The sequence below is a fragment of the Thioalkalivibrio thiocyanodenitrificans ARhD 1 genome (genome assembly GCF_000378965.1).
Lineage (GTDB): Bacteria > Pseudomonadota > Gammaproteobacteria > Ectothiorhodospirales > Ectothiorhodospiraceae > Thioalkalivibrio_A > Thioalkalivibrio_A thiocyanodenitrificans.
This window is the reverse complement of record NZ_KB900536.1, coordinates 3,218,753-3,242,593: the sequence shown is the minus strand read 5'-3', so window position 1 is coordinate 3,242,593 and position 23,841 is coordinate 3,218,753. Positions and strand designations below refer to the sequence as shown.

The window sequence follows — 23,841 nt, the reverse complement described above, 5'->3', positions numbered from 1 at the left end:
TCACCTTCGAACCCGCTGCCGCCAACTCACCGCATGGATGCCGTGTCAGATTTTACGTTGACAAATCAACCTCTTTTGGCAGTCTAGCACACCGGCCGGCGCTCCACCCGCTCACTCCATCACATGCCTGGATACGCGCTCCACCACCGAGTCGACATCCATCGCGCCTGGCTCCAGAGTCACCAAACCGGGGTAGCTTCCGATCCAGGTCAACTGCCGCTTGGCCAGCTGGCAGGTGGCCGTGATCGCCTGGCGCCGCATGGTGTCGAAATCCGACTCCCCGGACAGGTAAGCCCACACCTGACGGTAACCCACCGCCCGAATGGCCGGAAGCCCCGGATTCAGGTCCTTTCTCTGATATAAGGTCTCGACCTCGGGAATCAAGCCCAGTTCCAACATTTCGTCAAAACGCCGGGCGATTCGTGCCCGCAATGCCGCCCGGTCCCCGGGCACCAGCGCAAGGCGCAGCAGCCGGTAGGGCAGCACCCCCTCCGTCCGGCCCCCGTGGAAGGAAGACAGGGGGCGCCCGGTGAGCAGGTAGACCTCCAGCGCGCGCTGCAGGCGTTGCGGGTCATTGGGATGGATGCGCGCCGCGGCATCCGGATCCACCCGGCGCAGACGATCGTGAATGGAGCTCCAGCCGGTCTCCGCCGCCTGCGCCTCGATCTCGCGGCGCACTTCCGGATCGGCTGCCGGGAGCCGGTCCAACCCGAATTCCAGCGCGCGGAAATAGAGCATGGTCCCGCCCACCAGCAGGGGCACGCGCCCGGCGGCGGTGATCTCCCGCATGGCGGCCAGGGCATCCTTTCGAAACCGCGCCGCCGAGTAGGGCTCGGCCGGATCCAGGATGTCGATCAGCCGATGCGGCGCCTCGGCAAGGACTTCCGGCCCGGGCTTTGCGGTTCCGATGTCCATGCCCCGGTAGACCATGGCCGAATCCACGCTGATGATCTCCAGCGGCAGCCGCCGCACCAGTTCCACCGCCAGATCCGTCTTGCCGGAAGCGGTGGGGCCCATGAGGAAGATGGCAGGGAAAGACATGTGGGAATTGGGAATTGGGAATTGGGGTTCAACTTCTCACTTCCCAATTCTCACTTCCCCCTTAAAAAGAGCTTATCCAGCTGCCCCATGGACAGCTGCACCCAGGTGGGCCGTCCATGGTTGCACTGGCCGCTGCGGTCGGTGGCTTCCATATCGCGCAGCAGGGCGTTCATTTCCGGAATCGTCAGCTGGCGGTTCGCCCGCACGGAACCGTGACAGGCGAGGGTCGCCAACAGCGCATTGACTGCGTCTTCCACACGGCGGGACTCCCCGTGTGCGACGAGGTCGGCGAGCACGTCGCGCACCAGGGACTCGGTATCGGCGCGCGCCAGCAGGGTGGGCACGGCCCGCACCTGCAATTGCTCGGGGCCGGACCGGTCCAGTTCGAACCCGAAGCGGGTGAAGGCCTCGGCGTGGGTCTCCGCCAGGTCCGCCTCCCTGCGGCTCACGTTCATCCGGGCCGGCACCAGCAGGGGCTGGGATTTCAGACCCTCACCCCGGTAACCGAGCTTCAGGCGCTCATAGGTGATGCGTTCATGGGCGGCGTGCATGTCCACCAGTACCAGGCCGTCGGCGTTCTGGGCGAGGATGTAGACGCCGTGCAGCTGCGCGACTGCATAGCCGAGCGGCGGCACGGCCGCCTCGCCCGGGGCCTCGGTCCCGGGCCGTGCGTCATCCGCCGGCGCAGGATGCAGGGCGCCGTAGGCATCCATGACCTCCGCCACCCGAAGGCCAAGCCCGGACTGGGCCCCGGCACCGCCCCGGTAGCCGCCCCACGCGCCCCCGCTGCCGGCGGACGGGACCTGCCCATCCGGCGTCTCCAGGCGGGCGGGTGCCGTTGCCTGCCCCGGGCGCAGTTCCGCCAGCACACGGTGCAGACTGCGAAACAGGAAGTCATGAACCAGGCGCGACTCCCGGAAACGGACCTCGTGCTTGGCCGGATGCGCGTTCACGTCCACCAGGGCCGGATCCAGCTCCAGGTAGAGTACGAAGGCCGGGTGGCGGCCGTGAAACAGGACGTCCTGGTAGGCCTGGCGAACCGCGTGACTGATGAGCCGGTCGCGCACCATGCGCCCGTTCACATAGAAATACTGCAGATCCGCCTGGCTGCGGGAATAGGTGGGCAGACCCAGCCAGCCGTGAAGCCTCAGCCCGGCGCCCTCGTGCTCCAGGTGCACCACCTGGCTGGCGAAGGCCTCCCCGCAGATGGCGGCCACGCGCGCGAGCTGCGCATCCCCGTCCCGGGCGGCCGGCAGGCGCAGGCCCGGTTTGCGGTTGTGACTGAGCTCGAATGCCACCGCAAAGCGCGACAACGCGATACGCCGCACCACTTCTTCCAGGTGCCCGAACTCGGTACGCTCGGTACGCAGAAACTTGCGCCGCGCCGGCACGTTGAAGAACAGGTCGCGCACCTCCACCGTGGTGCCCGGGGGATGGGCCGCGGGCTCGGGCGCCTGGAAACGGTCACCACCGTCTCCCCTGATGGTCCACCCGCTGCCCGACGCCGCAGCGGACGAGGTCAGGGTGAGACGGGAGACCGAGGCGATGCTCGGCAGCGCCTCGCCGCGAAACCCCAGGCTCGCCACCCGCTCCAGATCCTCCAGGCTGGCAATCTTGCTGGTGGCGTGACGCGACAGGGCAAGCGCCAGCTCATCCCTGGGAATCCCGGAACCGTCGTCACGGATACGGATACGCCGGACACCGCCCTGCTCCACGTCCAGCTGAATGCTTTGCGCCCCCGCGTCCAGACTGTTCTCAAGCAACTCCTTGACCACCGAGGCAGGCCGCTCCACCACCTCGCCGGCGGCGATCTGGTTGACGAGCTGCGGAGGGAGGGGGGAGATGGGCACGGAACGGAAGTGAGAAGTAAGAATTTGGAAGTGGGAATATGAAGTAAGAAGTGTGAATTGGGAAGTGTGAAATGACAGGGTGCCTGTTTCCCACTTCCCAATTCACACTTCGCACTTCTAGCTGTCTCTTCTCGGAATCACCAGTTCCTGGCCGACGCGGATACGGTCGCTGGAGAGGTTGTTGCGCTGGCGCAGTTCATTGACGGACACCCGATAGCGGCTGGCGATGCCGGAGAGCGTCTCGCCGCTGCGGATCACGTGGCGACCACGGCGCGCCTCGGCCAGACGGGTGCCGGGCGGCGCATGGTCGTCGAAATAGGAGCGTAGGCCGGTCATCAGGGCCTCGGCCAGGGACTGCTGGAAGGCGCTCGTGCGCAGCTTGCGCTCCTCGTCCGGGTTGGAGATGTAGGCCGCCTCCACCAGGACGGACGGGATGTCCGGAGATGTGAGAACGGCAAACCCGGCCCGCTCGACACGGCGGCTGCGCACCTTGCCCACGCGGTGCAGATCGCCGATCAGGGCATCGGCCAGGGTGGCGCTCGCCTCGATGGTGCCGGTCTGGGAGAGATCCAGCAGCACCGAGGCCAGGACGTCGTCCTTGTCGTCCAGCTTCACGCCGCCCACCAGGTCGGCGGCATTCTCCCGCTCCGCCAGCCACCGGGCGGCTTCGCTGCTCGCGCCGCCCTGGGAGAGGATATATACGGACGAGCCCTGTACGCGCCGATCCGGCGCCGCATCTGCATGGATGGACAGGAACAGGTCGGCCCGCTGGTCCCGGGCCCGGCGGATACGTTCGCGAAGGGGCAGGAAGTAGTCTCCGGTACGCACCATCACCGGCGTCATGCCGGGCTCCTGTCTCACCAGCCGCTCAAGCCGCCGGGCGATGGCCAGCACCACGTCCTTCTCGTAAGTCCCCCCCGGACCCACGGCGCCCGGATCCCGTCCGCCGTGTCCCGCATCGATGGCCACCACCACTTCCCGAAGACGCTCACCGGGCTGTTCGGCGGAACGCACGGTCCTGGGCGCCTGGCCGGGACCGCCGCCCCGGCGCTGCAGATCCACTACCAGGCGGTGTCCCGCCCCGTCGGCCGGACGAAGCACGAAACTTCTGGGCACCGCCTGTTCCCGCAGGTCCAGCACCACCCGCAGGTCGCGTTCGTTGCGCGTGGCATAGCGCAGACGGGAGACATGGGAATTCGCAACGGAGGGTACGGACAGCTCGCGCGTCCCCGCCCCCTGGATATCGATGACCACCCGATGCGGGTCGGTCAGGGTGAACAGGCTGTGCTCCACCGGCCCGGAGAGATCGAACACGAGCCGGGTCTGCCCCTCGTGGGCGGACAGGCGCACCCGCTCCACCTGCTGGCGACCGGCTGCCCACAAGGCACCGGGCAGCAGCAGCGAGGCGGCCGTGGCGCCGAAGGCGCGCATGGCGCTGCGCAGAAAATGGCGCCGCAGACGATCACCGGGCGACTGGCTCAAGACGGGCTCCCCAAGGCTTCTGGCCTGATGATTCATAAGTTTGGCCAAATTGACGGGAATTGCAAGCCTGGTTTTTCAATAAATCCATGTGGATAGGGGAATTTTCTACTGCCATTTATCAGATAATGCCCGCAACCACGTCCGCCCGGTTTCCGTCTGGGGCTGCAAGTGGGCCCTCCGACCCGGCCCATCCACCCGCAGCCGGATGATCAGGTCCGGTGCCTCGAGCATGCCGGCACCCCGTTCGGGCCACTCCACGAGGCACAGGGCACGGCCGTCGAAGTAACCGTCCAGTCCCAGGTACTCCAGTTCCTCGGGGTCGGTGAGCCGGTACAGGTCAAAATGGTGCACGGTCCGCCCGGCGGGCTCGTAGCTTTCCACCAGGGTATAGGTGGGACTCTTAACCGCGCCTGAATGCCCCAGGGCACGGAGCCAGCCGCGCACCAGCGTGGTCTTGCCGGCGCCCAGATCGCCGGTGAGATGCACCACCCTCGCCCCGTCCGGGCAACTGCGGGCGAGGTCGGCCCCCAGGGCCAGGGTGGCCGGCTCGTCGGCCAGATGCAGGTCGATGCCCTCCGCGGTCACGGGTTCACCACGGCGCGCAGCTCGGCGATTACATCCAGGGCCAGCAATCCCCGTTCCCCGGGCCCGGCGGCCCGGTCCGCCGCCTGCGCATGGATACACACCCCCAGGCGTGCCGCCTCCCACGGCGGGAATCCCTGGGCGATCAGACCGGCAATCACGCCGGTGAGCACATCGCCCATGCCCCCGCTGGCCATGCCCGGATTGCCGCCGGTGCAGATGGCCACACCCTGCCCGTCGCAGATCACGGTGCCGGCCCCCTTGAGCACGCATACGCCGCCGTAGGACTGGCGAATGCGCAGGGCGGCGCCCGGGCGGTCCGCCTGAACGGCTGCCGCATCACAGCCCAGCAGACACGCGGCCTCCCCGGGGTGGGGCGTGAGCACCCAGTTCTCCCGATGAACCGGTTCCGCCGCCAGCAGGTTCAGGGCATCGGCATCCACCACCATGGGCAACCCGCTTTCCAGCAGCCGTCCGAGCAGATCCCGGCCCCAGTCGCCCCGGCCGAGCCCGGGGCCGGCCGCCAGCACCGTGGCACGGGCGAGCAACGGGGACAGGTCACCGGGACCGGCCACACCGTGGGCCATCAGTTCCGGCCGGGACATGGGCAGCAGGGCCGCATGATCCGGACGGGTGGCCACGGATACCAGCCCGGCCCCCGAGCGGGCGGCGGCCTCGCCGGCCATGCGCACGGCCCCGGGCATGCCCCGGTCACCGCCCACCACCAGCACATGACCGAAATCCCCCTTGTGGGCACTCCGCCCCCGGCGTCCCAGCCGGCCGATACAGGCGGCATCCAGGCGCCTGGCAGCCGGCGTCAGACCACCGCAGACCTCCGGCGGAACCGCCAGTGCATCGAAGGACACCCGCCCGCACCGGGCGGGGCCCTCGCCCGTGAACAACCCGGTCTTCAGGCCGATGAAACTGACGGTCAGTTCGGCATGCACCGCGCGGCCCATGATGGCACCGGTATCGGCGTGCAGCCCCGAGGGGATGTCCACGGCCAGCACGGGCAGACCGGCGGCGTTGATGCCATCGATCAGCCCCGCCATGGGTCCCTCCACGTCCCGGTCCAGCCCCGTGCCAAGCAGGGCGTCCACCAGCACGTCGGCCGCCGGCCAGGCATCCCCGCCGGTGAGACAGGTGCCACCGGCCTTCATCCAGTCGGACCTGGCCCGTGCGGCGTCTCCCTTGATCCGCGCCGGATCCGCGGCTTCCAGCAGCCAGGCGTCCAGCCCCGCCGCACGGGCAAGCCGGGCGATCACGTAGCCGTCGCCGCCGTTGTTGCCCGGCCCGCACAACACGCCCAGGCGCCGCGCATCCGGCCACCGGGCGCGCAGGGCATCCAGGGCCGCCTGCCCGGCACGCACCATGAGCGTATAACCGGGGACGCCGTGATCGTGAACGGCACGCCGGTCCAGTTCACGCACCTGCGCGGCGGTGTAGAGTTCTGCGGGCAATGAGCGGTACATGAATGCATTATCCGCGCAAGAGGTCGACAAATGAACGTCAACAGACACTTTCCAAGCGAACCCCGTTTGTACAGACGGCTCATCCACGTAAGCTAGGTCCATGTCTCAGACACTCTCCAATGCCGAAGCCCGGGCCCTGGCGGAACGGATCAGGACCTGGGGCCGGGAACTGGGCTTCCAGCAGGTGGGGATCAGCGATACGGCGCTGGATGAACACGAGGCCCGTCTCCTGGCCTGGCTGGAGGCCGGGCGTCACGGGGACATGGAATATATGGCGCGCCACGGGACAATGCGCTCGCGGCCGGGCGAGTTACGCCCCGGCACGCTGCGGGTGATCTCGGTGCGCATGGACTATCAACCCCCCGGCGCCCGCGACTCCTGGTCGGTCATGGCGGACGCATCCCTGGGATTCATCTCCCGCTATGCCCTCGGGCGGGACTATCACAAGCTCATGCGCCAGCGGCTTCAGAAACTGGCCTCGCGCATCGAGGCGGAGATCGGACCGTTCGGCTACCGGGCGTTCGTGGACAGCGCGCCCGTGCTGGAGAAGGCCCTGGCGGAGAAGGCCGGGCTGGGCTGGATCGGCAAGCACACGAACCTGCTCTCCCGGGAGGCGGGCTCCTGGTTCTTTCTGGGCGAGTTGTACACCGACCTGCCCCTGCCGGCGGACCCGCCGGGCGAGGCCCGTTGCGGCACCTGCACGGCCTGCATCGACGTCTGCCCCACGAGGGCCATCGTGGCGCCTTACGAGCTGGATGCCCGGCTGTGCATCTCCTACCTCACCATCGAACTACCGGGATCGATCCCGGAACCCCTGCGCCCTCTGATCGGCAACCGCGTGTACGGCTGCGACGACTGCCAGCTGGTGTGCCCCTGGAACCGCTTCGCGCGGATAAGCGCCGAACCGGATTTCCGGGCGCGCCATGGTCTGGACGCGCCTTCCCTGGCGGCACTGTTCTCCTGGGACAAGTCCGTCTTTCTTGCCCGGACCGAGGGAAGCGCCATCCGGCGCATCGGTCATGAACGCTGGCTGCGCAATCTGGCCGTGGCACTGGGCAACGGCGAGCCCGGCCGTGACGCCATCGCCGTTCTGGAGTCGCGAATGGATCACCCTTCGGCCCTGGTCCGTGAACATGCGGGCTGGGCTCTGGCCCGGCTCGGCGCCCGCTGACCCGGACGCATCCGCCACGGCACCCGGGATGCGCCGCAGCCGCACCGGTGTCCTGCATCGACAATCCGGCTTCGGCATACGCGCCGGGTGACGGGCCCCGCCAGCCCTGCCTGGCGCCGTGAGCCTCGTGTCACCGGTCTTGAATCGTCCCGGCCAGGGCCAAGATATTCGCTTCGCCCCATTTCTCACCACCCGTCCGCTTCAACCACCCTCCTGTCCCTGTTTTTGTGACGGCCATCACATTTATCGGTATGCTCACAGCCATGGAACGTCCGCCTGACCCGGGACCTGGACCGCCCCGGATCGCCTTCTCCCCGACATGATGACCCCAACAGCCCGTTTCCGAAGAACAGACCGCCGCGCCCGATGCGCGGCCGGTCTGGTGATGGCACTCCTTGTCGGGCTGGCACCTGCCGCAACGGCATCCGTCGTCGTCAACGACGTCGAACCCCTCATCGTCTCCCAGGATCACGCATGGCCCCCCTTTGCCTACCGGGACGACAACGGCGAGCCGCGCGGCCTGCTGATCGATTTCTGGCAGCTCATCGGCGCGGCCATGGAGCGGCCGGTGACCTTCGCCCTGACCGACTGGGACGACAGCCTGGTCCAGGTACGTGACGGCCACGCCCACGTGCACGGCGGCCTCTTCCGCTCCCCGGAACGGGAAACCTTTCTGGATTTCGGCGTGGAGATCTTTCCGCTTCGCGCGGCCCTGTTCGCCGCCGCCGACCTGCCGGCACTGGAGGCGGCGGATCTGAGCGGTACCGTGGTCGGGGTGACACGGGGCGGGTTCGAGGAGGAATTCCTTCGGGAAAATCACCCCGGCCTCGAACTGAAAACCTACGAGAACAACGACCTCCTGGTGCGCGCGGCCGCCGGCGGCGAGATCGCCGCCTTCGCGGCGGACTATCCGGTCGGCATGTATCTGCTGGACCGCCACGCCAGTCCGGAAAGGTTTCGCGTGCTGGAGGTGCTCTATGCCCGCCAGCTAAGCATCGCGGTGGCCAGGGGCGAGACGGCCCTGCTCTCCCAGATCAACGCCGCCATCACCCGCCTGGACGCCGACGAGCTGTCGCGGATCACGCAGAAGTGGATGCGCAGCGAGTCGGTAGGGAAGGTCCCCGATTGGTTTTGGGCCGGTCTGCCGGCAGGCATCCTCACCCTGCTGCTGGGCAGCCTGATCCTCTACAGCCGCCTGCTCAAACGCCAGGTGAACCAGCACACCCGCCGCCTGCTCGAAATCAATGATGCACTGCGGGCCGAACGTGACTTCTCCCGTTCCGTGCTGGACGCCTCGCCCGCCTTTTTCGTGGCCCTCGACGAGCACCGGCGCATCCGCATGATGAACCCGGCCATGCTGGAGGCGCTCGGCTATTCGGCGGAGGAGGTCATCGGGGGCGACTTCGCATCGCTGTGTGTGTCTCCAGAGGAGCATGAATCCCTGCACATCCTGCTCCGGCACATGGGGGTCAGCGGCAAGCCCGTGCATCGCGAGAGCCACGTGCTGACCCGCAATGGCGAGCAGCGTCTGGTGGAATGGCATGCAAACTCGGTGAAAGGAGCCTCGGGTCGGCCGGAATTCTTCTTCGCCATGGGGCTGGATATCACCGAGCGCCGCCGCGCCGAGGCACAACTCGAGCACATCGCCCATTACGATCCGCTCACCGGCCTCCCCAATCGGACCCTGCTGCAGGCTCGCCTGGAGCATGCCCTGGAACTGGCCCGCAGACGCGACCGGCGCGTGGCGATCCTGTTCCTGGACCTGAACGAGTTCAAGCAGGTGAACGACAGGCTGGGCCATGCCTGTGGGGACGAGGTGCTTCGCGCCGTGGCCGAACGGCTTCACGAACGGGTGCGGGAGGAGGACACCCTGGCACGCTGGGGCGGCGACGAGTTCATCCTGCTGGTGGAGGAAGTCACCGATACCGGCCACATTGCCTCCCTGGCCCGGGACCTCCTCGATCGACTGACCCAACCCTTCACGCTGAGCAACGGCCATCCTGTCCACGTGGGCGGCAGTATCGGCATCAGCCTGTACCCGGATGACGGCGACAACCCGGACGCACTGATCACGCGCGCGGACATGGCCATGTATCAGGCCAAGGAACAGGGTCGTTCCATGTATCAGTTTTACTCCAGAACCGATCCGCAGGCACCTGTCGACCCCCACCCGTCATGAGCCGCCGGTTGTGAAATCACGCCCGCACCACGCTCCGGGGCGGGAACATTTCGTGCACCCACATCCCGACAGGGTCCGCTCCTTCGCCGCATCCGGGCAGCGACGCGGCCCGCGGATTCGGCGAATCGGGTGTGACGCCGGCTCACGGGACGGACGCATTTGGACCTGACGGCCCCGCAGGCGGCAGAATGCAGGTCCATGAAGCCCGCTGCCCCATGTCCGCCATGAACGACATCCAAGGCACAACCCCGCCCCCGCACCCGTGGCGACAACGGCTCGGGTTGTTGCTGGGTCCGACCCTGTTCCTGCTCATGCTTTGGGCAGACCCTCCCGGAGAGATGGCCCTGCCCGCCTGGCAGGTGGCCGCACTGACGCTCCTCATGGCCGTCTGGTGGGTCACGGAAGCCGTGCCCATTCCCGTTACCGCCCTGCTGCCGGTGGCCCTGCTGCCCCTGCTGGGGGTGGTGGACATCAACGAGGCCGCCGCACCCTACGCCAATCCCCTGATCTTCCTGTTCCTGGGCGGATTCATCATCGCCCTGGGGCTGCAGCGCTGGAACCTGCACCGGCGCATCGCGCTCCTGATCCTGGGGGCAGCCGGGCAGCGGCTCGACCAGCTGGTGGGCGGCTTCATGGCCGCCACCGCGGGCCTGAGCATGTGGGTGAGCAACACCGCCACGGCGGCGCTCATGCTGCCCATCGGCATCTCGGTGCTTGTGTTGCTGGAAGACCAGGGCGTCACCGAAGCCGAGGGGCGCAACTTCTCGCTGGCACTGCTGCTGGGCATCGCATTCGCCGCCAACATCGGCGGCATGGCCACGCTGATCGGCACGCCGCCCAACGCGCTGCTGGCCGGATACCTGTCGGACCATCACGGGGTCAGTATCGGGTTCGTGCAATGGATGGCAGTCGGCCTGCCGGTGGCGCTGATGCTGCTGGTCGCCTGCTGGTGGGTCCTGTGCCGCCTCGCGTTTCCCCTGTCACACCGGCATATCGCGGGCATTGACGCCCTGATCCGGCAACAGCACGAGGCGCTGGGGTCCCTATCGGGGCCGGAACGGCGCGTGGCCATGGTGTTCACTGCGGTGGCCCTTGCCTGGCTCACCCGGCCCCTGCTGGACGCATTCATCCCCGGTCTGTCTTTGAGCGATCCCGGCATCGCCATCCTGGGCGCCCTGGCCCTGTTCCTGATTCCCGCGGGCGGCGGCCGCGGCGAGAGCCTCCTGGACTGGGATGCCACCCGCCAGCTTCCCTGGGGCGTTCTGGTACTGGTGGGCGGCGGCCTGAGCCTGGGGGCCGCCATCGGCTCGAGCGGCCTGTCCGAGGTGGTGGCCACCGCCCTGGGCGGGCTGTCCGGGTGGCCGGTGTGGATCGTGGTATCCATGGTGGCGCTGACGGCCATGCTTCTCAGCCATGTCACCAGCAATACCGCAACCGCCGCCACCCTGCTGCCCCTGGCCGCGGCACTGGCGGTGACGATCGGGGAACATGCCCTGCTGCTGACCGTGCCCGTGGCCCTGGCCGCCTCCTGTGCCTTCATGCTGCCGGTCGCCACGCCGCCCAATGCCATCGTGTTCGGCAGCGGGCGCATCAGTGTGCCGGACATGGTGCATGCCGGCTGGCGCCTGAGCCTGCTGGCGCTGGTGGTGGTGACGGGGGCGGTGCTGGTGCTGGTGGAGTGGGTGTTGGGGTAACCGGATCAGTCCGTCGTTCTCATGGTCGGCCGGAAATCGCCTTTGGCCTTGCATGATCGGAGGCCGCAATCCCGGCAACTGGAGACACCCGTGACCGGAGTGCTAACATCACCACCCCGCACTGCAGGCCCGCATGCCGGAACCCGGCCACGATCTCCATGAAAAAGTTCCTGTTCTATACGCTTCTGGCCCTGCCCGTACTGGCTCTCGTCATGTGGTGGCTTGGGGGTACACCCCGCGAGACCCACTTCGACGACCTGCCCTGGCAGGTGGCGGTGTCCCCCGATGGCCGGACCAGCGAGGTGTTCGGCGTCACCCTGGGCGAGACGCACCTCGGCGCTCTGCGTGACAAGCTGCATCTGATCCCGAGCCTCGGGCTGTTCGTGCACCCGGACGGCACCCGCTCCCTGGAGGCCTACTTCGGTGCGGTCAAGCTCGGGCCCTTCCAGGCCAACCTGGTCGTCATACTGGATGCCGACGACTGGGCGCTGGCACGCATGACCGCCGACGGCATGAGCGACAAGCCCATGCCCAGCGGCGCCCGCCGGCTCAACCTCTCCGCGTCAAATGCGGCGGCGGCCATGGCACTGCCCATTCGCGAGATCACCTACGTGCCCAGGGCGAGCTACGATCAGGAGATCGCCCTGCGCCGATTCGGAGAGCCTGACCAGCGACTGCCCACCCCGGACGGCGATCAGTACTGGCTCTATCCGGACAAGGGCATGGTGCTGATGCTCAGTGAAAACGGCCGGGACATGCTCCATTACGCACCCCCGCCGCATTTCGACGAAGTCCGGGCACGCATCCTGCGCAGCGAGGCCCTGGAGGCATTGATTCAGTGAGCCGCGGATCGCCGCCCTTCTGGGAAAGCACGCCCCTGGCGCGGATGAGCAAGGCCCAGTGGGAATCCCTGTGCGACGGTTGCGGACGCTGCTGTCTGCACAAGCTGGAGGACGAGGACACCGGGGAGATCTACCACACCTCCGTGGCCTGCAGGCTGCTGGACCTGCATAGCTGCCGCTGCAGTGATTACCCGGGACGCGCGCAGCGGGTACCCGACTGCATCCGGCTGACGCCCGGGGACGTCGGCGATTTCCAATGGCTTCCGCCCAGCTGCTCCTACCGCAGACTGTCCGAGGGGCGCGGACTGCCGGCATGGCACCCGCTGATCACCGGTGACCCCGACAGCGTCCATGCGGCCGGCGCCTCCGTGCGCGGACGGGTGGTCAGCGAGGACGAGGGGGATCCCCTTGAGACACGAATCGTGGTCTGGCCGGGGCGGGACGTGTAAATTCCCGCTTGAGGACAAACGCGGGAGGGCAGATGTCCGGCCAAGGGGAACTGGATACAGTCATCATCGGGGGCGGCATGGCCGGCATGGCCTGTGCCGTGGGCATGATCCTGGCGGACCGCCAGGCGGTGGTCGTCGAACAGGACATCAAGGCGGGCGGGCGCATGAGCGGCCTGCGCACCCAGGGCTATGAGTTCGACGCCGGGGCCCAGTACTTCACCGTGCGCGATCCCCTGTTCCGTGCCCAGGTGGAGACCTGGCTGGCGGAGCAGCGTGTCGCCCCGTGGCATGGCTGGGTGGTCGAGGTGGAACGGGGCGATTTCTTCAACCGCGACCTCACCGAGCTGTTCGTAGCCCAACCCAGCATGGGCGCCCTGGTGCGGCATCTGGCCACTCATTGCGATGTGCGTGAAGGCACCCGTATCGCCACCGTGGCACGCAGCGACGGCCTGTGGCGGCTCCTGGACGAACGCGGCGAGGAGCAGGCCCGTTGCGGGGAGCTGGTACTGGCCATGCCGGCACCGCAGGCCCGGTCCCTGATCCTGGCGGAAGCACCCGAGATCGCCGGGCGTATCGGGCACTTCGAGACCACCGCCTGCTGGGCCGTCATGCTGGGATTCGAAACGGCCCTGCCCGTGCCCTTCGATGCGGCCTATGTCAGTCAGTCACCGCTGGGGTGGGTGGCACGCAACAACAGCAAGCCCGGCCGCGCCAGCCGGGAGGCCTGGGTGCTGCACGCGACCCCGGAATGGTCGGCGGTGCACGCAGACCTCGGGGAGTCGGAGGTCCTGGTTCACTTGCTGCGGGCCATGGAAAAGGCCCTGGACCTCGAAGAGTTGGACCCGGTGTTCACCGAAGTGCGCTTCTGGCCCCACGCGGCGCCCATTCACACCCTGGGCGACCCGTTCCTGCGTGACGAAACCCTCGGGCTGTCGCTGTGCGGCGACTGGTGTCTGGGACCCCGAGTCGAGGCTGCCTACCTGAGCGGCCATGCCCTGTCCGAGTGCCTTGCAGGGTGACGCAACACCGATTGCTCCCACGGTAGCAGAGACACGCCATACCATCCTTGCCACTTGCAGCTGCCCTCATGTCACAACGCATCGACAAATGGCTCTGGGCCGCCCGGTTCTTCAAGACCCGCGCACTGGCGGCACAGGCCGTGAACGGCGGCAAGGTGCACGTGGACGGCGAGCGGGTCAAACCGGCCCGGACCCTGCAACCCGGCGACCGGCTGCGCATTACCCGGGGCCACGAGACCCGGGAGGTGATCGTCCGCGGTTTCAATGAACAGCGCCGCCCTGCCGCCGAGGCGCAGGGCCTCTATGAGGAAACGCCCGAGAGCCGCGCACGCCGGGAATCCGACGCCGAACAGCGCCGCCTGCTGCGCGCCGCCATGCCCCGCACGGAACATCGCCCGGACAAGCGCCAGCGGCGCCATATACGAAGATTCCTTGGGAAGTGAGAAGTGGGAAATACGAAACCGGTGGACGACCACAGATGAAGGGGACGAAGGTACATTCAACCTTCATCCTTCCGCCTTCAACCTTGAAAATTGGCGCTCCCTAGGGGACTCGAACCCCTGTTTTCGCCGTGAGAGGGCGACGTCCTGGACCACTAGACGAAGGGAGCAGGTGACTACGGAAATGGCAAAGCTGGTATTATAACCGGCCAATGGAGCAGCACAACACAGTCACCCCTCACGGCCATCCGTCATCCGATGCCTCGTCCGCCTTGCCGGTGGTCATACCCCGGGCCGAACACGGCGTCTCCCGGGCCAACATCAGCAGGAATGCCCTCAAGGTCCTCTACCGCCTGAAGGAGTCCGGGTTCCGGGCCTGCCTGGTGGGCGGCGGCGTGCGTGACCTGCTGCTGGGGCGCGAGCCCAAGGACTTCGACATCGCCACCAATGCGCATCCGGAGGAGGTCAACCGGCTGTTTCGCAACTGCCGGCTCATCGGCCGGCGCTTCCGCCTGGCCCATGTGCATTTCGGTCGCGAGATCATCGAGGTGGCCACCTTCCGCGCGCCGCACGCCAGCGGCGACGACGACACCGGCGACGGCGGGAACGGCGATGCGCTCATCGAGGACGGCCGCCTCATCCGCGACAACGTCTATGGCACCATCGAACAGGATGCCTGGCGGCGCGATTTCACCATCAATGCCCTGTTCTACGACATCAGTGACTTCTCCGTGGTGGACTACGCGGGCGGCATGGCAGACCTGCGCGAGGGGGTACTGCGCCTGATCGGCGATCCGGAGGTGCGCTTCCGGGAAGACCCGGTGCGCATGCTGCGGGCGGTGCGCTTTGCCGGCAAACTGGGCTTTCGCGTGGACCCGGCGTGCGAGACGGCCATTCCCCGCATGGCCGGGCTGCTGGCCGAGGTGGCGCCGGCGCGTCTGTTCGACGAAGCCATCAAGCTGTTCCACGGCGGCTACGGCCTGCAGACCTTCGAGATGCTGCGCCGCTACGATCTGTTCCGCTATCTGTTCCCGGCCACCGAGGAATCCCTGACGCACGAGGAGAACGGATTCCCTATCACCTTCGTGGCCAACGCCCTGAAGAACACGGACGAGCGCATCCACGAGGGCAAGGGTGTGAACCCGGCCTTCCTGTACGCCGTCATGCTCTGGGAGCCGGTGCGCCGCATCGCGGACCGACTCATTGAATCGGATACCCCCTGGCTTCAGGCCCTGCAGCAGGCGGGCGGCGTCGTGCTGGCGGAACAGGCAGCGCATATCTCGATCCCCAAGCGCATCGGTCTGCCCATGCGCGAGATCTGGGAGATGCAGCCGCGTTTCGAGCAACGCCGGGGCGGACGCGCATTGCGCCTGCTGGGGCATCCGCGCTTCCGTGCGGCCTATGATTTCTACTGCCTGCGGGCCGCCTCCGGTGAGGCCCTGGAAGAAGGCTGCCAGTGGTGGACAACGATCCAGGAGGTCAGCGCCGACGAGCAGCGGCGCATGATCTCCGCGCCCGACGCAACCGGTGCCAGTCCCGGCGGCGGCCGCCGTCGCCGGCGACGCCCCCGCCGCCGGCGGCCCGATGCCGGTGACTGAGGTCATTGCCTACATCGGTCTGGGCAGCAACCTGCAGGACCCCCGGAGTCAGGTGTCCCGGGCCCTTCAGGCCCTTGATCATCTGCCCCGCACCCGTTGCACGGCCCGCTCATCCCTGTATTCCAGTCCCCCGCTGGGGCCGCCTGACCAACCCGAGTACGTCAATGCGGTGGCCTGCCTGGCCACCGGACTGGCCGCCCCGGAGTTGCTGCACGCCCTGCTGGCGGTGGAACAGACCCATGGCCGGGTGCGTAACGGCACCCGCTGGGGCCCCCGCACCCTGGATCTGGATATCCTGACCTACGGGGACGCGTGCATCGACTCACCGGAACTCCGGATTCCGCATCCGGGCATCCCGGAGCGGGCCTTTGTCCTGTACCCTCTGGCAGAGATTGCGCCGGCGGATCTGGAGATCCGGGGTCTGGGACTGCTGGCGGATTCGCTGCGCCGCTGTCCGCGAGGGGAACTGAAGCGACTCGGGGGGGATGCATGAGCCGGGAGACGCCGTCCTATATCGCGGTGGAGGGACCCATCGGCGTGGGCAAGACGAGCCTTGCCCGGCGCCTGGCGGACACCTTCAACGCCGAACTGATCCTGGAGACGCCGGAGGACAACCCGTTCCTGGAGCGTTTCTACCACGACCCCAGGGGCGCCGCCCTGCCCACCCAACTGTTTTTTCTCATGCAGCGGGTACGTCAGCTGGCCGCCCTGCGCCAGGGGGACATCTTCAAACCGGTGCGGGTGGCGGATTTTCTGGTGGAGAAGGATCGCCTGTTTGCCCAGGTGACCCTGGACGACGCGGAACACAGCCTCTACGAGCAGGTCTACGAACAACTGACCCTGGATGCCCCCACGCCGGACCTGGTCATCTATCTCCAGGCCCCGGTGGAGGTGCTGCTGGAGCGGGTGGCGCGGCGCGGACGCAGTTACGAGCGGCTCATGGACAGCGCCTATCTCCACCGCCTGAGTGAGGCCTATGCCGGCTTCTTCTATCATTACGAGAATGCGCCGCTGCTGATCGTCAATGCCAGCGGCATCGACTGGGTCAATCGCGAGGCCGACTATCAGCAACTGCTGGATTTCATGCGCGGCATGGGCGCCGGTCGCCATTATTTCAATCCGCTGCCTTTTGCCATGTGATCGTCAGGTCGGCGCCACGAGCCGGCGAGGGTGTTACCCATGAGTGTACAGACCGAACAGCCACGCACCACCATCCGGCGCCTCCAGGAGATGCGCAAGGCGCGCTCACCCATTGTCTGCCTGACCGCCTACGACGCCGGCTTCGCCCGCCTGCTGGACGAAGCGGCCGTGGACGTCATACTGGTGGGCGATTCACTGGGAATGGTGGTGCAGGGCCACGACACCACGGTGCCGGTGACCCTCGACCACATGATCTACCACACCTCCATGGCGGCCCGTGGTTGCGAGCGCGCGCTGCTCATGGCGGACATGCCCTTCATGAGTTACACGGGCCCCGCACAGGCACTGGCCAACGCCGCGCGCCTGATGCAGGAAGGCGGCGCGCAGATGGTGAAGCTCGAGGGCGACGGCGGCCAGGTCGAAGTGGTCGCGGCGCTGGCCCGCCACGGCATTCCCGTGTGCGCCCATCTGGGCCTTCGCCCCCAGTCCATCCACAAGCTGGGCGGCTACCGGGTCCAGGGGCGCGGGGTCCACGCGGGCGAACGCATGATGCGCGACGCGGTAGCGCTCCAGGATGCAGGCGCCGACATGCTGCTGCTGGAATGCGTGCCCGCAGTGCTGGCCGCGGAGGTCAGGGGGATCGTGGATATTCCGGTCATCGGCATCGGCGCCGGCGCCGACTGTGACGGGCAGATCCTGGTGCTGCACGACGTGCTGGGCATGACCGGGCGGCCGCCACGCTTTGCCACGGACTTTCTGGCGGAGACCGGCGACATCCGGGCGGCCCTGGCCGCCTATGTATCGGCGGTGCGCGAGCGGCGCTTCCCCGGCCCCGAACACAGCTTCCAGGACTGAACCCCATGCGCACGGTACACACCCGCGGAGACCTGGCCGCGGCGCTCTCCCCGTGGCGCCGTCAGGGGGATACGGTCGCCCTGGTGCCCACCATGGGGCACCTGCACCAGGGGCACCTGGCCCTGGTGGAACGGGCCCGCCGTCATGGGGACAGGGTGGTGGCGACCATCTTCGTCAATCCGCTGCAGTTTGACCGGGCCGAGGATCTGGCCGCCTACCCCCGGAGCCTGGAGACCGACAGCCGTGCGCTGAGCGAGGCGGGCGTGGACCTGCTGTTCGCCCCGCTGGAGGCCGAGGTCTATCCACGGGGGCGCGACGGGGTGACCCGGGTTGAGGTTCCGGTGCTAGGCGATGACCTGGAGGGCGCACACCGGCCCGGGCATTTCGTCGGCGTCGCCACGGTGGTCTGCAAGCTCTTCTCCCTGGTCCGCCCCCACGTGGCGGTATTCGGGGAGAAGGACTACCAGCAACTGCTCATCGTGCAGCGCATGACCGAGGACCTGGACCTGGGCGTGGAGATCATGGCCATACCCACGGTACGCGAACCGGACGGCCTGGCCCTGAGTTCGCGCAACAGCCACCTGGACGCGGCGGACCGGGCGCGGGCACCCGCACTCCACGGGGCCCTGTCCGCCTGCGTGGACGCGTTACAATGGGGTGATACCGCCTATGCGGCGCTGGAACAGGCCGCCCGGGCCCGGGTGACCGCCGCCGGCCTGCGGCCGGACTACGTGAGTATCCGCCGCCAGCAGGACCTGGGGCCGCCTGACGCCGGGGAGCGTTCCCTGGTGGTCCTGGGAGCCGCCTGGTGCGGTCCGGCCCGCCTGATCGACAACATCCGGACGGATTTGCCGCCCCGGGACTGATTCCGCATAATGTGGGGCCCGAAACGAGGTCCCGGCCTTGAAACCCCTATCAGATATCCCGGTGACCGGGAGGAATGCCATGCAGCTCACCCTACTCAAATGCAAGCTTCACCAGGCGACCGTGACCCATTCCGAGCTGGAGTACGAGGGTTCATGCGCCATTGACGCGCAATTGATGCAGGCAGCGGGCATCCTGCCCTTCGAACAGATCCAGATCTACAACCTCAACAACGGCGAGCGCTTCACCACCTACGCCATTCGCGCCGAGAGTGGCAGCCGCGTGATCTCCATCAATGGCGCCGCCGCCCACAAGGCGAGCCCCGGCGACCGGGTCATCATCTGTGCCTACGGCCAGATGTCCGAGGAGGCCGCCGCGGAGTTCCATCCCCGGCTCGTGTACCTGGACGGGGACAACCGCATCATTCGCACGGGAGACGACATTCCTGTACAGGCAGCATGACTAAAGTGAGAAGGGTGAATTGGGAAGTGGGAATTAGGATCCTACCTTCCCACTTCCCAATTCACCCTTCCTACTTCACCCCGTGTTCCTCATCCCTGCCGCAATGGCATTGATCGAGCGCAGCAGCGGTCGGATCCAGGGATCGTCCTCCACACCGGCCTCGCCGGCGTGCAGTTCCCGGTGGCGGCGCAGCAGCGTGATCTGGATGTGATTCAGGGGATCCAGGTAGGGGTTGCGGCGCATGAGCGACAGGGCCAGCGTGGGGTTCTCGTCCAGCAGCGTCTGCGTACCCGCCACGTTGAGCACCTGCTGCACCGTACGCTCGTACTCCTCGCGAATACGCGCGAATACCTGCCTGGCAAGCTCCGGATCGTGGCAGAGCCGGGCGTATTCCTCGGCCGTGCGCATGTCCGCCTTGGTGAGCGCCATCTGACAGTTTGACAGCAGCGAGTGGAAGAAGGGCCACTCGTTGTACATGGTCTGCAGCTTGGCGAGGCGGCTCGGATCGCTCTGACGCCAGCGCTCCAGCGCAGTGCCTATGCCGTACCAGGCCGGCAGCGTGTGGCGGGACTGGGCCCAGCCGAACACCCAGGGGATGGCCCGAATGGAACTCTTCGAGCGGTCCGCCTTGCGCCGGTGGGACGGACGCGAACCGATGTTGAGCTGGCCGATCTCCTGCACCGGCGTGATCTCGTAGAAATAGTCCAGTACCCCCTCCGTGCGGTCGGTGAGATCCCGGTAGGCGTCCTCGCCGAGCGCGGCCAGTTCGTCCATGATGCCAAGATAATCCCTGCGGTCCCGGGGCGGCTCGTCGATCAGGCAGCGGCTGGTCTTGATCAGCCCCGTGGCGCCCATGCTGAGCTCGTAGACCGCGGTTTCCGCGTTGGAGTACTTGTACGAGAGCACCTCGCCCTGCTCGGTGAACTTGATCTGCCCGTGCACCGTGCCGGGCGGTTGTGCCAGGATGGATTCATGGGTGGGGCCGCCGCCCCGGCCGATGGTGCCGCCCCGTCCATGGAACAGGCGGCACGCCACGTCATGGGCGCCGGTGATGCGCAGCACCTTCTGCTGCGCCTCGTAGAGGTTCCAGCTTGAAGCCAGGATGCCCCCGTCCTTGCACGAATCGGAATAACCCAGCATCACCTCCTGCAGGTTTCCGGAGGCCTGGAGCAGGTGCGCGTAGACGGGCTGGCTCAGCAGGTGTTCCAGCACCTGCTCGATGTGGCGCAGGTCCTCGATGGTCTCGAACAGGGGCGAGACACGGATCTGGCAGAAGGCCTCGCCGTTCTCGTCATGGCCCGTGAGTCCGGCCAGCCGCGCCAGGAACATGACCTCCATCACGTGGGATGCGGCATGGGTCATGGAGATGACATAGGTGCCGACGCCTTCCGGGCCCACCTCGGTGCGCATGCGCCGCATCACCTGAAACACCTGCAGGGTCTCGCGGGTGCCGTCCGACAGGGCCTCCATATCCATGTCGGGCAGCTGCGCCGCTTCAGTCAGGCCGGCGAGCAGGGTCAGCCGCTCCGCCTCGGACAATCCCTCGTAGTCCTCGTGCAGCTCCGTGATGCGGAGGATCTCGCCCACCGCCTGGCTGTGCACGGTGGACTCCTGGCGCACGTCCAGGCGAAACAGATGAAAGCCGAAGGTCTCCACGAGACGGATGAGATCGGTGAGGTTGCCCGCGGCGACGCTGGCGTCGCCATGGCTGATCAGAGAGTCTCGAATCAGGCAAAGATCCGCATGCAGTTCATCGGCGGTTGCATAGGCGGAGCTGCCGGGAAGCACCGCATGCTCGCCGTTGAGCCGGCGCCGCACGGTGTTCAGCGTCTCCGCGATGCGGTAGCGCATGATGTACAGCTTGCGCCGGTAGGGCTCGGTCTCGAACCGGTCGGCACTGCCCTGAAACACGGCCGAGGCAATGCTCTTGTCCCGATCCAGGCTCTCCATGAAGGCCTCGGACGGCTGACACATGTACAGAGAGTGGGTCAGCTCATGGCGCAGCGCACTCACCCGGCGAAGATATTCCGACAGTACCTGCTCCATGGCCAGTCGGCAGGCCAGTTCGGTGACGGCCGGGGTCACGTTCGGATTGCCGTCACGGTCACCGCCGATCCAGGAGCCAAAGCGCAGGAAACTGGGCACACACACCCGGGGCCGGCCCTCCTCGTCGTTGCCGTAGGTGCGCCGCAGGGCCTTCTCCAGCAAACGGTAGGTGATGGGCACTGCCTGGAACAGGCTTTCCTCGAAGTAGAACAGGCCGTACTTGATCTCATCCTGCACCTGGGGTTTCTTTACCCGGACCTCGTTTGTGCGCCACAGCACCTGGATACGGGTTTCCAGTTCCCGGGTCAGTTCCTCGCGCTCCTCACGTCCGATACGGCGGTCGTTGAGCCGGTCGGCGGCCAGGAAGACGCGCCGCTGGGCCTCCATGACCGTGCGCCGCCGGGCTTCGGTGGGATGCGCCGTGAACACGGGGATGTAGGCCAACTGGTCCAGCAGGGTCTGCAGCTTGTCCGCGGGCACGCCCTGCTCGTGAAACTCACGCAGGGTATGGTCGAAGGACCCCACCCACAGGGGCCCGCCCTCGCTCACCTGGCGCCTGCGCTCCCGGTAGAGAAAGTCCTCCTCCGCGATATTGGCCAGGCTGAAGTAGGTGCTGAAGGCGCGGATGATCAGCTCGAGGCTTTCGGCATCCAGCTTGTCGATGAAGGCCATGAGCCTGGCGCGCCTGGCCGGATCATCCTGCCTGCGCAGCGCGATATAACCCTTGCGCAATTTCTCCACCGCGGCCAGCAGGCGGCGGCCCTCCAGGCGCTTGAGCACCTGGCCGAGCAGGTTGCCGAACAGTTTCACCCGGGCGCGCAGTTCCTTGTCCCGGGGAGGCAGCTTGGTGGGGATCAACTGGTCTTCATTCATAGGGGGTCGCACGGCTTCCCGGGGATGAAACCCGACACCACCGTCATGGCGGAATGGGGGCGCCGCATGGGCACCTGGCGTAAATCAGCCGCGCATTATACCCGCAAAGGTCCCCGCAGCCGCAAACACCCCGAGGCACACCGCCATGGCGCATCCATGGGGCGCCCACTGACAAGCACACGCCTGACGGGTTGCCGAACCTGTTCAGGGCTTGCCTGGCGGGACCCGGGCGGCGACCAGATCGCGGTAGAGTGTCGCGTATGCCTCGGCGCTGCGCGCCCAGCTGAAGTCCTGCGCCATGGCCGTCCGGACCAGGCGCCGCCACAAGTCGGGCTGATGGTAGAGGGCCAGGGCACGGGTAAGTGCATCGGTCAGGGCTTCGGGAAGAGCAGCATCAAAGCAGATACCCGTGGCGTCACCGGCCTTCAGACCGGCGGGGTCCGCATCCACCACCGTGTCCGCAAGCCCTCCGGTACGGCGCACCACCGGCACGGTACCGTAGCGCAGGCTGTACATCTGGTTCAGCCCGCAGGGTTCGAAGCGCGAGGGCATGACGAAGATGTCCGCACCCGCCTCCACCCGGTGGGCCAGACCCTCGTCGTAACCGATATGCACACCCACGCGGCCGGGGTGGCGCTCCGCCAGGCGCCTCGCTGCCTGTTCGAGCGCGGACGATCCGGTACCCACCACCACCAGTTGCGCCTCCCCGGCAGCCAGCAGCGGCTCGGCGGCCCTGAGCAGCAGATCCACCCCCTTCTGCGGCACCATGCGGCCCACGTGCCCCAGCAGGGGCACCCCGCTCGTGCCCCGCAGCTTGAAGTGATCCTGCAGGTCGGTCTTGCAGAGCGCCTTGCCCGAGAAGTCTTCCGGGCCATAGTTGGCCGCAATGTGCCGGTCACGGCCCGGATCCCACTCCTTGTAATCCACCCCGTTGAGGATGCCCGTGAGAGACTCGGCCCGATGATTGAGCAGGCCGTCCAGCCCATTGCCCAACTGCTGGGTGCGGATCTCCCGGGCATAGGTGGGGCTCACGGTGGTCACGTGATCGGCATAGGCGATGCCGCCCTTGATGAACGACATCTGGCCGTGGAATTCCAGCCCCTGGTAATGCCACAGCTCCGGCGGCAGGTTCAGCGCATCGAACGCGTGTCGCGGAAACAGGCCCTGGTAGGCCAGGTTATGAATGGTGAATGCGGTGACCGGGCGCGTCTCGTGCATGCCCAGCATGACCGGAGCGAGGCCCGTCTGCCAGTCATGGCAATGCACCACCTCCGGCCGCCAGCCCAGCGGCGTGCGCTCCAGGGACAGGTGTTCAATCAACCGGGCGAAGAGCCCGAAACGCAGGTGGTTGTCCTGCCAGTCCTGCCCGTCCATGGCCCGGTACGGATCACCGGCACGCTGAAAACAGCGCGGCGCATCGGCCAGGAGAAGAGGCACCCTGGTGCCCGGCAGCATGCCCGAGAGCAGGGTGACCGGATCATCGGGAAAACCGGGCAGCGTGACCGTGGCCATCGACTCGAGCTTACCCGCCCGGGCAAGCGCCTGAGGATAGGCCGGCATGAGCAGGCGAATGTCGTGACGCAGGCGCTTCAGGGCCACGGGCAGGCTTGCGCTGACATCGGCCAGCCCCCCGGTCTTCATCAGGGGGTGAATCTCACTGCTGGCAAAGAGTATGCGCATTGGGGGCCTTGCTCCCGGTGTTTCATGAACATGCATGAATGGAGCGGGAGCCACTCGATGTGTCTCCCGGTGCGAAGCAGTACACTGGGGCCATGATAAAGC

At 67.2% G+C, this 23,841-nt stretch carries 20 protein-coding genes and 1 tRNA gene; 13 read left to right on the top strand and 8 right to left on the bottom strand.

Annotated features, from left to right (window positions below):
- Window positions 1–111: 111 nt before the first annotated feature.
- The 5 genes from miaA to THITHI_RS0115345 all read right to left on the bottom strand — a co-directional run bounded on the left by miaA (window position 112) and on the right by THITHI_RS0115345 (window position 6,427).
- Window positions 112–1,041: a tRNA (adenosine(37)-N6)-dimethylallyltransferase MiaA gene (miaA, locus tag THITHI_RS0115365; protein ID WP_018233997.1), complete on the bottom strand. Its 930-nt coding sequence runs from the start codon at window positions 1,039–1,041 to the stop codon at window positions 112–114.
- 50 nt (window positions 1,042–1,091) lie between these two features.
- The gene (gene mutL / locus THITHI_RS0115360; RefSeq protein ID WP_018233996.1) at window positions 1,092–2,891 is read right to left on the bottom strand and encodes a DNA mismatch repair endonuclease MutL; all 1,800 of its coding nucleotides are present in this window, start codon (window positions 2,889–2,891) and stop codon (window positions 1,092–1,094) included.
- 117 nt (window positions 2,892–3,008) lie between these two features.
- On the bottom strand, window positions 3,009–4,373 hold the full coding sequence (locus THITHI_RS0115355; protein ID WP_408643356.1) for an N-acetylmuramoyl-L-alanine amidase: 1,365 nt from the start codon (window positions 4,371–4,373) through the stop codon (window positions 3,009–3,011).
- A gap of 105 nt (window positions 4,374–4,478) precedes the next feature.
- Window positions 4,479–4,958, bottom strand: a complete 480-nt coding sequence (gene tsaE / locus THITHI_RS20670) for a tRNA (adenosine(37)-N6)-threonylcarbamoyltransferase complex ATPase subunit type 1 TsaE (protein WP_018233994.1) — start codon at window positions 4,956–4,958, stop codon at window positions 4,479–4,481.
- Entirely contained in the window at window positions 4,955–6,427 is a 1,473-nt protein-coding gene (locus tag THITHI_RS0115345; protein WP_018233993.1) for a bifunctional ADP-dependent NAD(P)H-hydrate dehydratase/NAD(P)H-hydrate epimerase, read from the bottom strand. The genes tsaE and THITHI_RS0115345 overlap by 4 nt, the downstream gene beginning before the upstream one ends.
- Before the next feature lie 100 nt (window positions 6,428–6,527).
- On the opposite strand from THITHI_RS0115345, the gene queG reads away from it, so the two are divergent.
- The 7 genes from queG (at window position 6,528) to THITHI_RS0115310 (ending at window position 14,224) form a co-directional block, all read left to right on the top strand.
- Window positions 6,528–7,598 (top strand): tRNA epoxyqueuosine(34) reductase QueG, encoded by a 1,071-nt coding sequence (gene queG / locus THITHI_RS0115340; protein WP_018233992.1) that lies wholly within the window; start codon window positions 6,528–6,530, stop codon window positions 7,596–7,598.
- Between the two features lie 385 nt (window positions 7,599–7,983).
- A complete protein-coding gene (locus tag THITHI_RS21065) occupies window positions 7,984–9,777 on the top strand; it encodes a diguanylate cyclase domain-containing protein (RefSeq protein WP_018233991.1) in 1,794 nt (597 codons plus the stop codon).
- A 188-nt stretch (window positions 9,778–9,965) separates the two neighbouring features.
- Window positions 9,966–11,471: an SLC13 family permease gene (locus tag THITHI_RS0115330; RefSeq protein ID WP_408643354.1), complete on the top strand. Its 1,506-nt coding sequence runs from the start codon at window positions 9,966–9,968 to the stop codon at window positions 11,469–11,471.
- A 158-nt stretch (window positions 11,472–11,629) separates the two neighbouring features.
- Window positions 11,630–12,313, top strand: a complete 684-nt coding sequence (locus THITHI_RS0115325) for a hypothetical protein (protein WP_018233989.1) — start codon at window positions 11,630–11,632, stop codon at window positions 12,311–12,313.
- Window positions 12,310–12,762: a YcgN family cysteine cluster protein gene (locus THITHI_RS0115320; RefSeq protein ID WP_018233988.1), complete on the top strand. Its 453-nt coding sequence runs from the start codon at window positions 12,310–12,312 to the stop codon at window positions 12,760–12,762. The genes THITHI_RS0115325 and THITHI_RS0115320 overlap by 4 nt, the downstream gene beginning before the upstream one ends.
- Window positions 12,763–12,794: 32 nt before the next feature.
- Window positions 12,795–13,781, top strand: coding sequence for an NAD(P)/FAD-dependent oxidoreductase (locus THITHI_RS0115315; RefSeq protein ID WP_018233987.1), 987 nt, complete (start codon window positions 12,795–12,797; stop codon window positions 13,779–13,781).
- A 68-nt stretch (window positions 13,782–13,849) separates the two neighbouring features.
- On the top strand, window positions 13,850–14,224 hold the full coding sequence (locus tag THITHI_RS0115310) for an RNA-binding S4 domain-containing protein (RefSeq protein WP_018233986.1): 375 nt from the start codon (window positions 13,850–13,852) through the stop codon (window positions 14,222–14,224).
- Between the two features lie 91 nt (window positions 14,225–14,315).
- Here the strand turns inward: THITHI_RS0115310 and THITHI_RS0115305 are convergent.
- Window positions 14,316–14,391 (bottom strand) — tRNA-Glu (locus tag THITHI_RS0115305).
- A gap of 42 nt (window positions 14,392–14,433) precedes the next feature.
- Between THITHI_RS0115305 and pcnB the strand changes: the two genes are divergently transcribed.
- The 6 genes from pcnB to panD all read left to right on the top strand — a co-directional run bounded on the left by pcnB (window position 14,434) and on the right by panD (window position 19,140).
- Window positions 14,434–15,819 (top strand): polynucleotide adenylyltransferase PcnB, encoded by a 1,386-nt coding sequence (gene pcnB / locus THITHI_RS0115300; RefSeq protein WP_018233985.1) that lies wholly within the window; start codon window positions 14,434–14,436, stop codon window positions 15,817–15,819.
- Window positions 15,806–16,312: a 2-amino-4-hydroxy-6-hydroxymethyldihydropteridine diphosphokinase gene (gene folK / locus THITHI_RS0115295; RefSeq protein ID WP_033337294.1), complete on the top strand. Its 507-nt coding sequence runs from the start codon at window positions 15,806–15,808 to the stop codon at window positions 16,310–16,312. The genes pcnB and folK overlap by 14 nt, the downstream gene beginning before the upstream one ends.
- Window positions 16,309–16,959, top strand: coding sequence for a deoxynucleoside kinase (locus THITHI_RS0115290; protein WP_018233983.1), 651 nt, complete (start codon window positions 16,309–16,311; stop codon window positions 16,957–16,959). Before folK ends, THITHI_RS0115290 begins: the two co-directional genes overlap by 4 nt.
- A gap of 39 nt (window positions 16,960–16,998) precedes the next feature.
- Window positions 16,999–17,814 carry a 3-methyl-2-oxobutanoate hydroxymethyltransferase gene (panB, locus tag THITHI_RS0115285; protein ID WP_018233982.1) on the top strand — a complete coding sequence of 272 codons (816 nt, stop codon included), beginning with the start codon at window positions 16,999–17,001 and terminating at the stop codon, window positions 17,812–17,814.
- 5 nt (window positions 17,815–17,819) lie between these two features.
- Window positions 17,820–18,680, top strand: coding sequence for a pantoate--beta-alanine ligase (gene panC / locus THITHI_RS0115280; protein WP_018233981.1), 861 nt, complete (start codon window positions 17,820–17,822; stop codon window positions 18,678–18,680).
- Between the two features lie 79 nt (window positions 18,681–18,759).
- Window positions 18,760–19,140, top strand: coding sequence for an aspartate 1-decarboxylase (panD, locus tag THITHI_RS0115275; protein WP_018233980.1), 381 nt, complete (start codon window positions 18,760–18,762; stop codon window positions 19,138–19,140).
- Between the two features lie 75 nt (window positions 19,141–19,215).
- Here panD and ppc read toward each other — a convergent pair whose 3' ends face one another.
- A complete protein-coding gene (ppc, locus tag THITHI_RS0115270) occupies window positions 19,216–22,059 on the bottom strand; it encodes a phosphoenolpyruvate carboxylase (RefSeq protein ID WP_018233979.1) in 2,844 nt (947 codons plus the stop codon).
- Window positions 22,060–22,263: 204 nt separating this feature from the next.
- The gene (gene glgA, locus THITHI_RS0115265; RefSeq protein ID WP_018233978.1) at window positions 22,264–23,739 is read right to left on the bottom strand and encodes a glycogen synthase GlgA; all 1,476 of its coding nucleotides are present in this window, start codon (window positions 23,737–23,739) and stop codon (window positions 22,264–22,266) included.
- Between the last annotated feature and the right edge of the window lie 102 nt (window positions 23,740–23,841).